Source organism: Desulfovibrio sp. TomC, from assembly GCF_000801335.2.
Classification (GTDB): Bacteria; Desulfobacterota; Desulfovibrionia; order Desulfovibrionales; family Desulfovibrionaceae; genus Solidesulfovibrio.
In genome coordinates, this window is record NZ_JSEH01000011.1 from 18,439 (window position 1) to 31,308 (window position 12,870).

A 12,870-nucleotide genomic window follows, 5' to 3' on the forward strand; every position below is an offset into this window, starting at 1 on the left:
GCTGGCGGAGGGCACGAGAAAGCGGTGCGTGTGCTCCAGGAAAACAGTGACCCGCAGGGCCGCAGGGTCATGGTGCTGCGGCCGGGGGCGGGGCCGCCTCCAGGACCGCTGCCGCAGCGGCAAGGCCCCGGTCGCGGGCGGCCCCGGCCGGAGTTTTGCCCCCCTGGTCAAGGATGGCCGGATCGGCTCCGTAGGCCAAAAGCAGCCGGGCAATGGCCGCCGGATCGTCCCGGTCGAGCACGGTCTTGTCGAGCGGCTCCGGGTGGACTGGTTGCAGGCTGTGCAGGGCGGTGCGGCCTGCGGCGTCCTGGCGGTTTGGAGCAACGCCGGCTTCCAGCAAAAACCGCACAATCCGGATATCCCCCAGCCGAACCGCCGCCATAAGGGCCGTGCCGCCGCGAGCCGCCGCGTCCAGATCGGCACCCCAGGCACCAAGCAATCGCAGCGTGTTGACCGGATCGCCCCAGCCTGTGACGGCCTGGACGGCATAGGGGACGGCGTGGGGCGCGCGCGGGGCGGCCAATGCTCCGGCCGCCGCCAGTTCGGCCGCCCGGGCCAGATCGCCCCGATTGACGGCCTGCTCCAGGCTGGTCATGGGCGCTCCGAGCAGATGGGCAGGCCAGCGGGCGAAATCCCCGGCCAGGGTGAATACGCTCCAGGCCACCCCGGCCAGCGGCACGACCACGACCAGGGCCGCCGTGGCAACAGGCCGGCGGCAGGCCAGCCGGGCCAGAGAGCAGGTGAGTGCGGCCAAAAGACCGGTCAGCCCGGTCAGGGCAATGAGCCCCTCACAGGCCGGGACCGGAAACCCCCGGTACAGGTTGAGCGGCACGAGCAGGGCCATGGCGGCAACAAAAGCCCGGCCCAGGCAGCGGACCAAGGAGCGGCCCTGGCGCGGCCAGCCGACCAGCAAGGCCACAGGCACAGCCCAAAAGCCGTAGCGGCAATCCCAATACAGGGCGTCAAAGGACGGATACCGGACCAGAAAGGTCAGATAATCGACGGCGCAGGACAGGCAGGGGGAGAGGTCGGACATAAGCTCCTATCGGTGGATGGCTGAGTTCTGAACTCCAACCATTTCAGCGCATATTCCCGCCCACGCAGCTCACAAGTCAACATCCTCGGCGCAGCTGATTGACAAAAACAAGGATAACCTATAACCAACACCAAATGATTGACAGTTGCATATCAAAATACGATTACTTGCCGCAATCCTCTTGTGCTCCCTTCAGCGCTCTACTTTAAATATTTGCGATGCAACTAATTGATTTTATACATACATAAGGCCACTCATGCAGACAGGTATACCTATGGAAACAACAAAAATAGCATCTTTGTCAATTATATTCACCCTTTTTCTCACAATACTGATCGCAACTATGCCAAACAAAATCCATGCGACAGATGGATTCTATGTTATCAGCACGGCATTTATGACTTTCAAAGGAGACTGGAGCATCAGCCAAAAGTATTCAGCTCACGACGTTGTTTTCTATGCAGGCTCAAGTTGGTTTAGTCTGAAAAATGAGAACAAGGGCAATCAACCGAACACATACCCCCTCCAATGGACACTCCTGGCAAAGAAAGGCAACGATGGCAATGCTGGAGCCACAGGTCCGCAAGGTCCAACGGGAGCGACCGGACCACAAGGCCCAACAGGCCCAGCCGTGCAAACCGTTGCCGTTTGTTCTGACGGAGGGCAAACTGGAGCAGGAACCTGCTCGTGCAGTAACGGCAGACTCATCTCAAAAACAATAGCACAAGGGTATCAATATTGTAGGATAACCTCAGACACTGGACCCTGCATCGCATTTGGCGGATACAATAAAACGGGAGAATGCTGTATTTGCGCTCCAAACTAAAAATCAACAAATTCAGACAACTATTTGCGGCACATTTTCCCACCGTTACAAATTCCGGCAACAAAGCTAACTTCATCACTTTAAAGTATCATCCACTCCTTTGCCATTATCGTTGCCAGACCATTACTTTTGCAGTGCTTAACTAAATGAATAATTCAACTTACCACATTTTACCCAACAAAACAAACGGCCGGAACTTGCACAAGTTCCGGCCGCTGTCGTGGGGTTGGTTGGAGGGTTGTGGAGGTTGTGTGGGATGCGATCTATGGCTTGCCGGGAGAGGTCCCGGCCGGCTTGCCTGGGTATCGGGCCGGTGGCCGCGTCCAGACGCCACCGGTTGTGGCGGCCACCCGTACCGTCGGTTTGCGTCGACGTGTTGGAATCGCTTCTAGATCAATTGAAATTAAGAATCAAGATCAAAATTGAGATTGTCGCAATTTTCCCGCAAGACTGAGCCAACTCGCGAAGTTGAAAGGCTTTTTGCGCTAATAAGGAGAACAGGACGCCCGGCGTCGCCACCACCTCGCCCCGAGGGCCAGATTGGCCAACAGACTGAGGCCCAGGGCGACATCCCGCCAGCCCGGACCGATGCCGGCACTCGTCCCCAACGCGCCCGCCGCGCCAGCCCCGGCCACGCCCGCAGCCAAAGTCGCCGATGGCCCTCCCCGCGCCCCAACCGGCCCGGTCCCGTCGGCCTTCTCGGCCCCAAGCTCCACCGTCACGTTCCGCACGGCCCGATGCCCCTGGCCGTCGGAAGCGGCCACCTGCCACAGGCCACGCCCCGACGGCAGGAAGGCAAAGCCTCCCCGACCGTCGGTACGGGCGCTCTGGTAGACCGCCCCATCCGGGCCGGTCACCTGGACCTGGGCAAAAGCCATGGGGTCCCCATCGGCGTAGAGAAACACCATGGCCCGGGCCACACCCGGGTCCGCCTCGCGTGAGCCGACGCCATGGGCGGCCGCAGCAACCGGGTGCCAGACAGTCGCCGCCGCCGCCAACGTCAACACCACAAGCATCCGGAACATTGTTGCACCTTACTTCACAAAAAAGGTCAGGGTCGAACGCAACACTTCCTGATCGACCGCCCCATCAGCCGGCGCGCCTTTCATCTCGGTGCGCACCAGCCACAATCCCGGATGCGTGATGCGCACCTTGGCCGCCCCGGTATCGTCGGTCTCGGTGTAATAGGCGTAGGTGTTGGGGTTCTTGGTGAAGCCGTCATAGGTGGCGAGCACTGTGGCCGGGGTCGGCTGACCGTCGTAGAGCACCTTGACGGCCAGGTCCTGCCCGACCGCCACCGTGGCCGGATCGGTCAGAGGCACCAGTTCCAGACGCTGGCCGACCACCGTGTCGAACCCGGCCGTCTGGTCGCCAACCGCCACCAGGGCTTTGGCAAATTTCTCGTACAGATTGCTCCTGGTCGCGCCCGGCAATTCTTTTTTCGTTCCTTTCTTCATGCCCTCCGGCGTCAGGCTCCAGACCTGCGGCAGCCGGTTGACCAGGATAATCCCGGTTCCAGGCTTGGCAAAGGTCGCCTCACCAGTAAAGGTCAATGCCTTTTGATCGGCCGCCAACGACACCGGGACGGCCTTGCCATCGACAAAGACAAACGCCTGGACATCCGCCGGCGTTTCCAACTCCTCGCTTTCAATGAACACATGGGCCGAATGCACCCCAAATGGCACCGCCTTGCCAGGAACAGTCGACGCCGCCCCGGGCTTGATCACGGTTTCATGAGCCGTCGCCACTCCGACCAGGGCCAGGACCAGCGCCCCGGCGCACAGCGTAGCCGTCGTCAATTTATTCATGTCATCCTCTTTTCTCGATCTATTTATAAAATTACATAGTTGCTATTTCGTCTTAAATTAAATTTCGTGCTACTTGTCAACTCAAAATATCCTGCTTCCCGGCTTGGCCCAACGGCCGATGCCGTCTATCATGCCCGCAAGAGGTGGCCCATGCCCGAAACAACCCGCATCCTGCCCATTACCGCCCCGGAAGCCATAGAAGCCGCATCCCTGGCCATCATCGATGCCGAGGTCCCAGAGCCGCGGCCCTTTTCCGGCCCCCACTGGGCCATCGTGCGCCGGCTCATCCACACCACCGCCGACTTTGAACTGCCAAGCCTCGTGCGGTTTTCCGACGGCGCGGTCGAAGCCGGCCTGACCGCCCTGGACCAGGGGGCGACGATCATCACCGACACTGAAATGGCCCGCTGCGCCATCCCGCCGCGCCGTCTGGAACCCTTTGGCTGCACCGTGCGCTGCTTCATGAACGAACCGGCTGTCGTAGCGGCCGCCAAGGCCGCCAATTCCACCCGGGCCGCCCTGGCCGTGGACTTCGCCCTGGATCTGCCGGGACCGCTCATTTTCGTCATCGGCAATGCCCCGACCGCGCTTCTGCGCCTCCTAAAGCGCATCGACGGCGGCACGCCGGCCCCGGCCCTGGTCATCGGGATGCCCGTCGGCTTCGTCAATGCCGCCGAATCCAAGGCCCTGCTCCAGACCCGGGCGGATTTCCCCTGGATCACCATCAAAGGGCGCAAAGGCGGCTCGGCCCTGGCCGGGGCCACGGTCAATGCCTTGGCTATTTTGTTGCGTGAGGCGGGGGAAGAGAAGGCCTGATCGGGGCGCTGGCCCGGACGCGCCGGGGGGAGGACGTCCTCCCCTCGGCACCCGCCTGGGGAGACGTCATGCGGATGGATCGTATCGTCTGGCCGTCAATTGCGCAGGAGTGCAACTCCCGGCCCCCAAAAAAAGCCCGTCCAACCCCATGGCTGGACGGGCGGCGGCATCGAACAAACTAGACGTTAAACAGAAAGTGCACCACGTCGGCGTCGGCCATGACGTAGTCCTTGCCTTCCTGGCGCAGGACGCCGGCGGCCCGGCATTTGGCCTCGGTTAGGTGCTTGGTGTAGTCGTCAAAGGCGATGACCTCGGCCCGGATGAAACCGCGCTCGATGTCGGAATGAATCTCGCCGGCAGCGGCCGGGGCCTTGACGCCGGCAGTGATGGTCCAGGCCCGGACCTCTTTGGGACCGGCGGTGAAAAAGCTGATCAGGCCAAGGGTGTGGTAGGCCAGCCGCACCACCCGGTCCAGGCCGGATTCGGTCAGCCCGTAGGAGGCGAGGAATTCCAGGCGCTCCTCGTCGGAAAGCCCGGCCAGATCCTCTTCCATCCGCGCGCACACCACCACCATCTCAGCGCCCCGCGACTCGGCCACGGCCCGCACCTTGTCCACCAGGGGATTGTCCTTCCCGATGTCGTTCTCGGCCACGTTGGCGCAATAGATGACGCGCTTGGCCGAAAGCGGACGAATCTCCTCAATGAGGGCGATCATGCCCGGGGTGTCCGCGCCCTCGACCGAAATGGCCGGTTTGCCGGCCATGAGGTGGTCCAGCAGGCGTTTGCCGGCCTCGACCTTCTCAAGCAGATCGCGGTCCTTGCTGGCCCTGGTCTGCTTGATCATCCGGTCGAGCCGGTTTTCCAGGATCTGGGCGTCGGCCAGAATCAGCTCGGTGTCGATGACGTCGATGTCCCGGGCCGGGTCCACCGAGCCGGAGACATGGACCACGTCCGGGTCTTCAAAGGCCCGGGCCACGTGGATGATGACCTCGGTTTCGCGGATGTGGGCCAGAAACTTGTTGCCCAGACCCTCGCCCTTGCTGGCCCCGGCCACGAGGCCGGCGATGTCGGTGAAGCGCACCGTGGCCGGCAGCACCTGCTGCGGCTTGACCAGTTCGGCCAGGGCGGTCAGACGCGGATCGGGCACCGGGGCCACGGCCACGTTGGGTTCGATGGTGCAAAAGGGGTAGTTGGCGGCCTGGGCGTTCTGGGCTTTGGTCAGGGCGTTAAAAAGCGTGGATTTGCCGACGTTTGGCAGACCCACGATGCCGACGGAAAGGGCCATGGGGCGGTGATCCTTTTGCGGCGGAGGGAACCGCCGGATGGGGCCGTCTGGCGGCCGTTTGAAACGGAATAACCCGGACCGCGCGCGGCGGTCCGGGCCGGATTACTTGATTTCCCGCGTGCGCAGGATGGTCTTTTCCATGAAATGGATCAGCTCGTAATCGGACGCCATGCGGCTTAAGGCCTTGGACACGGTCATGCTCAACAGCTTGTCGAACTCCGGTTCGACCCCTTCGGCCGGCAGCTTCCAGACCGTTTCGGCCTCATAGCGCCGGGTCAGCTTCTGGCCGTTGTTATCCGCCGTGACATTGACCACGGCCACAGCCCGGGCCGCCAGCTGGGTCCCTTCCTGGCGGGGCTTGTAGGCCAGTTCGGCCAGTTCCACGGTGAGGGTGCGCACCACCGATTCCCGGGCCGGCGACGGGGTGAACCCCTTGTCGCGCAGGCCCTTTTCCACGGCAGTATGCATGGCCGGCGACGGATCGCAGGCCGTCGAGAGCTTGCCGCTCATGGACGAGGCCGGGTTGCACAACCCCACCTCGGCGCTTGGCCGGGCATCCTTGACCACGGTGGAGACTTCCACGCCGCGGCCCAGGGCTTCAGGTTCGACAACCACCGAGGGCGTCACCGTGGCCTGCTGGCCGGCACAGCCGGCAATCAGGACCACCAGGGCCAGAGCCGCAAAAAGGGCCGACGCCCGCAGGCGTCGGCACCGAGAGGAAACAGTATTCATGGTCGCACCTGCGACCGCCTCTTGGGCGGACAGGCCGTCTCTACAAGACCTTGCCCAAGGCCGCAAGGGCGGCGGCATAGTCCGGCTCATGGGTCACCTCGGGGACAAGCTCCATGTAGGCCACCTTGCGGTCGGCCCCAAGGACCAGCACGGCCCGGGCGAGCAGGCGCAGTTCCTTGATCAACAGGCCGTAGGCCAGGCCGAAGGAGGCGTCGCGGTGGTCGGACAGGGTCACGATGTTGGTGACGCCGGCCGCCTCGGCCCAGCGTTTCTGGGCAAAGGGCAGGTCCATGCTGATGACCAGGGCCTTGGCCTTGCCGGCAAGGCTGGCCATTTCCTTGTTGAATTTGCGGGCCTCAAGATCGCACACGGCCGTATCCAGGGACGGTACGGCAATGAGGATGAGTCCCTTTTCCGTGAAGTCGCCCAGCTTGGCCGGGGCCAGTTCGTTGGTCAGGACGGTGAAATCCGGGGCTGCGGCTCCAACGCCGACCGGGGCGCCGGACAGGGTCAGGCCGCCGCCAAGAAAGGTAATAAGACCGGTGCGCTCGCTCATAGGCGCGTTCCTCCTGGGTAATATGGGCCGCCGCAAAAGAGGTGACCTTAGGCTCTTATGGCCCCGCAAGGATTGAACGTCAACCCGATAGATCGGGCGGCAGTGAGACCACGCAGGAAAATATGCCTCCCACGATATTGACACCAGTCGGGCAGCAGGCATTGTACCCCCCAAAAGGAGTCCTCCCATGCCCACCTGCCGCCTTTCCCGTTGGCTGCTGGCCGCCCTTGCGGCCACCGCCCTCCTCGCCCCGGCTGTCCCGGCCATGGCCCAGGCCACGCCGGCCGAGGCCGGCCTGGTCGACATCACCGCCATTGCCCCGGATATCAAGCTCGACATCCGCTACGCCACCCCGGACAATTTCACCCATGTGGCCGTGTATCCGGCCCCGCGCTGCTTCCTGCGCGCCGACGTGGCCAAACGGCTGGTCGCGGCCCAGGCCGATCTCAAGGCCCAAGGCCTGGGACTCAAAGTCTACGACTGCTATCGGCCTTTTTCCATCCAGAAGAAGTTCTGGGCCTTGGTGCCAAACGAGGACTGGGTGGCCAAGCCGGTGGAAAAAGACGGCAAGCCGGCCACAGGTTCCAAGCACAACCGGGGCGCGGCCGTGGACCTGACCCTGGTGGACGCCGCCGGCCAGGAACTGCCCATGCCGTCCGGCTTTGACGACTTCACCGACAAGGCCCGGCGCGACTATGCCGGCGGCGACCCGGCGGCCCGGGCCAATGCCAAGCGCCTGGAAGCGGCCATGGCCAAGGCCGGATTCGATCCGCTGCCGAGCGAATGGTGGCATTTCGACGGCCCGGGCTGGCAAGGCTACGAGCTCCTGGACGTGCCGCTCAACTAAGCTGAACTATTTCAAGGTGCTGCCCCAAATACCCGCGCCATAAATCATGGACCCAGCCCTAGGCCGGGCGGGTAACGAGGGGCAGGTACACCGTAAACTGGCTGCCCTGGCCGGGCGTGCTCGAAAGCAGCACCGCACCGCCACAGCTTTTGACAATGCCGTGGACGGCAGCCAGGCCCATGCCGGTGCCCTGGCCGGGCTTTTTGGTGGTGAAAAACGGCTCGAACACGCGCTCGGCGATGTCCGGGGCCAGGCCGTAGCCGGTATCGGCCACCCAGACCCGCACGTAGGGGCCGGGACTGAGGCGGGCCAGGGGCATCCCGGCGGCAATGACGCCGCTTTCGGGCCGGGGCGGCGCGGGCACGGCAGCCAACCCGACGTGCATGACGCCGCCTTCGGGCATGGACTGGGCGGCGTTCAGGCACAGGTTGACCAGCACCTGATGGATCTGGGCCGGATCGGCCCGCACGCAAAGCGGTGCGTCAGGCGCAATCTGGCGCACCTCCACCCGGGCGTCCACCATGCCCCGGATGAGCTTGACCGTTTCCTTGACCAGCGGCCCGATGGGCAGTTCCGACACCGTGATTTCTCCCTGGCGGCTGAACATCAACAGTTGGCGCACCAGATCCCTGGCCCGCTCCGAGGCCCGCACCACATCGCTAAGCGGGCTAAAGAGCGGGTGGTCGGGGACGATATCGGACAGGATCATTTCGGTATTGAGCAGTATCGGCGTCAGGATGTTGTTGAAATCGTGGGCCACGCCGGCGGCCAGCACGCCGATGGCTTCGAGCTTTTCCGACTGCCGCAGCCGCCGTTCGAGTTCCAACTCGTAGGTCATGTCGCGCACCAGAAGGATATGGTTGACCACCTCCCCGTCGCTGTCGCGCACCGGCGAGATCAGGCCTTCGGCCACAACCTCGGCCTCATCCGGCCGCGTCAGGCGAAGCCGCCCCGACCAGCGCAGCCCCAAGGCCAGCATCTTGCGCACGGATTCGCTCAAAAACGGGGCAAGGAGTCCTTCCAACTCCTCGCGCCCAACCGCCCCCTGGCCGCCGGCCACGATCTGGGCAAAGGCCGGATTGGCATACTCCAACCGAAAATCCCGGCTGACAATGACCAAGCCCTCGGCGCTCTGGTCCACGGCCGAAACCAGGAGCATCCGTTCCCCCTCGGCCCGCTTGCGGTCGGTGATGTCCCGGGCCGCTCCCTCCACCCGGTCCAGCCGGCCGGCCTCGTCGAGGACAGCCCGGGCGTTGAGGGACAACCAGGCCGTGCGGCCGTCGCGCCGCATGACCGGCAGCTCGAAATCATAGACCCGGCCGTTTCTGGCCAACAGCCGCAAAAACTCCAACCGATCTTCCTGCCGAAGCAATATCCGCTGGAAAAAATCACCCTGCTCCCGCACCACATCCCCGGGTGAGAGATAGCCCAGGATGCGGGCCAGGGCCGGGTTGCAGGCCGCCATGGCCCCGCTTGGCTCAAACTGGAAAATGCCCTCGGCGGAGTGCTCGAAAATGTCGCGGTACTTGGCCTCGCTGCGAAGCAGCTCCCGCTCCATGTGCCAGTAGGCCGACACATCCCGGCCCATGGCCTGATATTCACCGATGCGCCCGGCCTCGTCAAAGATGGCCCGCACCGTCCAGCTCAACCGGCGCACCTCGCCCGAGGGCAGCATCAACGCATGGCGCAGTTCACACACCGGCTTGCGGGGAGTCAGGGCCAGCAGGCGGCGACGCATGATGCCGGCCTCGGCCGGGGGCAACTGCTCGTCAAAACTCCTCCCCACAAGCGCTTCCACCGGCATCCCCGCCAGTGCGGCCAGATTCCTGTTGACGAACACCTGGCGAAGCTCCGGATCAAGGCGCAGCACCAGCTCGGTCTGGTCCTCGACCATGGCCTGATACCGCCGCCGGCTTTCACTCAATTCCCGCTCGGTCGTTTTATGATCGGTGATGTCGGTGAGCATCCCGCACAACCCTTGCACCACCCCGCCCAGGGACAAGGGAATGCGGGCAGCCAGAAAAAAGCCTTCCCGGCCGTCCAGGCAAAGCTGTATCTCCTCCTCGCTGACGATGCCTGTGGCCATGGCCCCAAGCGCCGATGTTTGGAACCGGGCAAATACTTTCGAATCAATGCATTGGCTCAGAGGGCGACCGAGAAAATCGGCGGCGCTGCAGCCATGCAGCCGCACAAAGGCCCGGTTGACGTAGCGCACCACAAATTCCCGATCCACCAGATAAACGGCTGTCGGCGTGTGCTCTAGAACCTGCATGACATCAAGGTCCATCCCAGACGGCGCAGGCATCTCAAACACGCTCACCACGCCCCCCCAGCCTTCCTCTCCCAACCCCACGCAGGCCACCGCTGCCGTGGCGGCCGGTTGGCCGGTGGCCAGAGGGCAATCAGGGCAGGGGTCGGCATAGCCGCGCAACAGCCGGTGGCAGCTCTTCTCGGCGCCGCGCGAGAGGACTTCCCGGGCCAGGCTGTTGCCGCGCAACAACCGTCGCCTTGCATCAAAGACCGCCACGCCCACAGCCAGCCCTTCGACCAGGGTACGCGACGGCTCCCGGGTCAGAACCAGACTGCCTTCCTGGGCCAGGGACGCAGCCAGATGGATGGGGGAAACCGGCATCACGGCATCATTCCTTGCGAGTTCGTGTTCATCCGCGACATCCGCATACGCAACGAGACAGCCAACCGTCAAAAAAAAGACACCGCCAGCCCGGCCGGGACGCCCACCTGCTCCGGATCAATAGAAAATACCATCGTCTGTCTCTGGCCTTTTCTCCGGGATCAGATTAAGCTCACGAGTGTCCAGCCTTTCCATTGGTTGTAGCACATGGAAAAAGTCCTCATTGTTGAAGACAGCAAGGTCTTTGCCCGCATTCTCATCCGCAAGATTGAGGACGAACTTTTCTTTGATGCCTGTTGGGCCTCCAACTTTGAAGAAGCCCGTTACCTTATCGAAGAGAATCCCGACAACCACAACTACTTCGTCGCCCTGCTCGACCTGCACCTGCCTGACGCCGCCGATGGCCGCATTGTGGATTACGTTATACAAAAGGGCATCCCGTCCATCGTTTTCACCGGCGATGTCCAATCCGAGGTGCGCGACCGCATCTGGTCAAAAAAGGTCGTGGACTACGTCTCCAAGGAATCCCCGGACAGCCTCGACTACCTGTGCTCCCTGGTCCGCCGGATTTCACTGAATAAATTCATCCAGGTCCTGGTGGTGGACGACTCCTCCACCGTGCGCCGCCATCTCATGCGCCTGCTTGAGGCCCATGAATTCATCGTCCACGAGGCCGACACCGGCGACCGGGCCATTGACGTCCTCACCCGCCATCCGGAAATCCGGGTGGTCATCACCGACTACTTCATGCCCGGCATGGACGGCGTGGAACTGACCCGGCGCATCCGGCGGCTGCACCGCAAGGACGAACTGGCCGTCATCGGCATCTCCGCCTACGGCAACACCATCCTGTCGGCCCGCTTCATCAAAAACGGAGCCAACGACTTTCTCAACAAGCCGTTTTCCAGCGAGGAATTCTATTGCCGGGTGACGCAGAACCTGGAGATGCTCGAATACATCCAAAAGCTGCGCGAAACCTCCATCCGCGACCCCCTGACCGGCCTGTACAACCGCCGCCATTTCTTCGACGCGGCCAAGGCGCTCCACGATCAACTTTGCCGGGGCGAGTCGCCCATGACCCTGGCCATGATCGACATCGACCATTTCAAGAAAGTCAACGACACCTACGGCCATGGCGTGGGCGACGAGGTGCTCAAGCACGTGGCCCAAGGTCTGGCCAACCGGTTCCGGGGACATGACGTGGTGGCCCGCCTGGGCGGCGAGGAATTCTGCGTCCTGGCCCGGGGGCTGGCCGGCGAGCAGGCCATGGACGTCTTTAACGATCTGCGAAACAGCATCGAACGCTCCAAGGCCAAGGCCGGCAAGGCTTCCGTCGGCGTCACCATCAGCCTTGGCATCTGCGACAAACCCCACGCCTCGGTGGACGCCATGCTGGCCGCTGCCGACGCCGCCCTGTACAAGGCCAAACGAAGCGGCCGCAATCGCGTCCTCTGGGCTGAATAATTTCGCCTGAAAGGGAAGAGGCCTCCGGCGGCCGGGGCTTTGCCCCGGACCCCACCGGGGGGATGATCCCCCCGGACCCCTCAACGGGAGAACTTTTTCAAGGGGTTCATGGCGCTGGCAGGCTGTCCGGTCGACTCGTGCGGCGTCCCAGAAAACATACGATAGTCTAGTTTAAAACGTTACTATTCTTGCGTGTTGTCCTGTGTATCGCACAAACGCATTTCGTGACCCGACACACGCCAACCCCGATACTCGGACAGCACCCGCTCCGGCCGCCGGGTCGCACGGTCACCCCTTCCAGCCAAGCTTTGGCAATCCGACCAACTCCCGAAACCGGGCCTCCAGCCGCTGCAAATAGCCCGTTGCGGCTGCGTCGCCCTCGGCCGGGGCAAAGACGGCGAAATCCTTGTCGTCAACCGCCAGATACGGACCGGGCTTGACTTCAAAGACCGCCGTGTCCGGAACCAGGGCAAACACGGTATGCCAGACCCCGGGACGGATATCGATGGCCAGGAGGCCGGACTCCCGGGACAACACCACGCAGTCCGCGGCCCCAAAGCTGCCGTCGTCGGCAAAAGCCACATGCCCCAGGCTCCCGGCCAGCAACACAAAAGACTCGGACTTGGCCGGCGACAGATGCCGGTGGGGACGCACATAGCTGCCGGGTTGCAGCGTGTTGACCATGCGATGGGGATTGTCGGCGTCGGTTGCGTGGAAGCGGTGCATCGCCCGCAGCCGGGGACTTTCAGCCGCATCCCGGGCCTTTTGGGCCAGCAAGGCCGCATCGACCACGGCAAACCGGTCGTGGCCCGACTCGGTGGCCCCGGGGCCGATGCGGCGATAATGCGGCAGGGTCACAGCGGCTCCG

General features: G+C 63.3%; 11 protein-coding genes. 3 read left to right on the forward strand and 8 right to left on the reverse strand.

Annotation, left to right across the window (positions count from 1 at the left end; translation table 11 throughout):
- Positions 1–67 precede the first annotated feature (67 nt).
- From NY78_RS23120 to NY78_RS11870, 3 genes are all read right to left on the reverse strand, one after another.
- Positions 68–1,036, reverse strand: a complete 969-nt coding sequence (locus tag NY78_RS23120; protein WP_053062198.1) for an ankyrin repeat domain-containing protein — start codon at positions 1,034–1,036, stop codon at positions 68–70.
- A gap of 1,311 nt (positions 1,037–2,347) precedes the next feature.
- Positions 2,348–2,887 carry a carboxypeptidase-like regulatory domain-containing protein gene (locus tag NY78_RS11865; protein WP_043636085.1) on the reverse strand — a complete coding sequence of 180 codons (540 nt, stop codon included), beginning with the start codon at positions 2,885–2,887 and terminating at the stop codon, positions 2,348–2,350.
- A 9-nt stretch (positions 2,888–2,896) separates the two neighbouring features.
- Positions 2,897–3,670, reverse strand: coding sequence for a DUF4198 domain-containing protein (locus NY78_RS11870; protein ID WP_047960166.1), 774 nt, complete (start codon positions 3,668–3,670; stop codon positions 2,897–2,899).
- Positions 3,671–3,820: 150 nt separating this feature from the next.
- Here NY78_RS11870 and NY78_RS11875 point away from each other — a divergent pair, with 150 nt between their 5' ends.
- Complete coding sequence (locus NY78_RS11875; protein WP_043636087.1) at positions 3,821–4,486, forward strand: precorrin-8X methylmutase; 666 nt, start codon at positions 3,821–3,823, stop codon at positions 4,484–4,486.
- 178 nt (positions 4,487–4,664) lie between these two features.
- On the opposite strand, the gene ychF is transcribed toward NY78_RS11875, so the two are convergent.
- From ychF to tpx, 3 genes are all read right to left on the reverse strand, one after another.
- The gene (gene ychF, locus NY78_RS11880) at positions 4,665–5,771 is read right to left on the reverse strand and encodes a redox-regulated ATPase YchF (protein WP_043636094.1); all 1,107 of its coding nucleotides are present in this window, start codon (positions 5,769–5,771) and stop codon (positions 4,665–4,667) included.
- 102 nt (positions 5,772–5,873) lie between these two features.
- A complete protein-coding gene (locus NY78_RS11885) occupies positions 5,874–6,503 on the reverse strand; it encodes a YajG family lipoprotein (RefSeq protein WP_043636095.1) in 630 nt (209 codons plus the stop codon).
- A 40-nt stretch (positions 6,504–6,543) separates the two neighbouring features.
- A complete protein-coding gene (gene tpx, locus NY78_RS11890) occupies positions 6,544–7,059 on the reverse strand; it encodes a thiol peroxidase (RefSeq protein ID WP_043636096.1) in 516 nt (171 codons plus the stop codon).
- Positions 7,060–7,246: 187 nt separating this feature from the next.
- On the opposite strand from tpx, the gene NY78_RS11895 reads away from it, so the two are divergent.
- Positions 7,247–7,906 (forward strand): M15 family metallopeptidase, encoded by a 660-nt coding sequence (locus NY78_RS11895; protein WP_047960167.1) that lies wholly within the window; start codon positions 7,247–7,249, stop codon positions 7,904–7,906.
- Between the two features lie 58 nt (positions 7,907–7,964).
- On the opposite strand, the gene NY78_RS11900 is transcribed toward NY78_RS11895, so the two are convergent.
- Positions 7,965–10,538 carry a PAS domain S-box protein gene (locus NY78_RS11900; RefSeq protein WP_043636097.1) on the reverse strand — a complete coding sequence of 858 codons (2,574 nt, stop codon included), beginning with the start codon at positions 10,536–10,538 and terminating at the stop codon, positions 7,965–7,967.
- Between the two features lie 207 nt (positions 10,539–10,745).
- Here NY78_RS11900 and NY78_RS11910 point away from each other — a divergent pair, with 207 nt between their 5' ends.
- On the forward strand, positions 10,746–12,002 hold the full coding sequence (locus NY78_RS11910; RefSeq protein ID WP_043636101.1) for a diguanylate cyclase: 1,257 nt from the start codon (positions 10,746–10,748) through the stop codon (positions 12,000–12,002).
- Positions 12,003–12,290: 288 nt separating this feature from the next.
- Here the strand turns inward: NY78_RS11910 and NY78_RS11915 are convergent, their stop codons facing one another.
- Positions 12,291–12,860 (reverse strand): WbuC family cupin fold metalloprotein, encoded by a 570-nt coding sequence (locus NY78_RS11915; protein WP_043636104.1) that lies wholly within the window; start codon positions 12,858–12,860, stop codon positions 12,291–12,293.
- Positions 12,861–12,870 lie beyond the last annotated feature (10 nt).

What these genes read in the sequence shown, in the direction of transcription:
- NY78_RS11895 (WP_047960167.1), top strand. Translation starts at nt 7,247, where the DNA reads ATGCCCACCTGCCGCCTTTCCCGTTGGCTGCTGGCCGCCCTTGCGGCC.
- NY78_RS11875 (WP_043636087.1), top strand. Translation starts at nt 3,821, where the DNA reads ATGCCCGAAACAACCCGCATCCTGCCCATTACCGCCCCGGAAGCCATA.
- NY78_RS11885 (WP_043636095.1), bottom strand. Translation starts at nt 6,503, where the DNA reads ATGAATACTGTTTCCTCTCGGTGCCGACGCCTGCGGGCGTCGGCCCTT.
- tpx (WP_043636096.1), bottom strand. Translation starts at nt 7,059, where the DNA reads ATGAGCGAGCGCACCGGTCTTATTACCTTTCTTGGCGGCGGCCTGACC.
- NY78_RS11910 (WP_043636101.1), top strand. Translation starts at nt 10,746, where the DNA reads ATGGAAAAAGTCCTCATTGTTGAAGACAGCAAGGTCTTTGCCCGCATT.
- ychF (WP_043636094.1), bottom strand. Translation starts at nt 5,771, where the DNA reads ATGGCCCTTTCCGTCGGCATCGTGGGTCTGCCAAACGTCGGCAAATCC.
- NY78_RS23120 (WP_053062198.1), bottom strand. Translation starts at nt 1,036, where the DNA reads ATGTCCGACCTCTCCCCCTGCCTGTCCTGCGCCGTCGATTATCTGACC.
- NY78_RS11900 (WP_043636097.1), bottom strand. Translation starts at nt 10,538, where the DNA reads ATGCCGGTTTCCCCCATCCATCTGGCTGCGTCCCTGGCCCAGGAAGGC.
- NY78_RS11865 (WP_043636085.1), bottom strand. Translation starts at nt 2,887, where the DNA reads ATGTTCCGGATGCTTGTGGTGTTGACGTTGGCGGCGGCGGCGACTGTC.
- NY78_RS11870 (WP_047960166.1), bottom strand. Translation starts at nt 3,670, where the DNA reads ATGAATAAATTGACGACGGCTACGCTGTGCGCCGGGGCGCTGGTCCTG.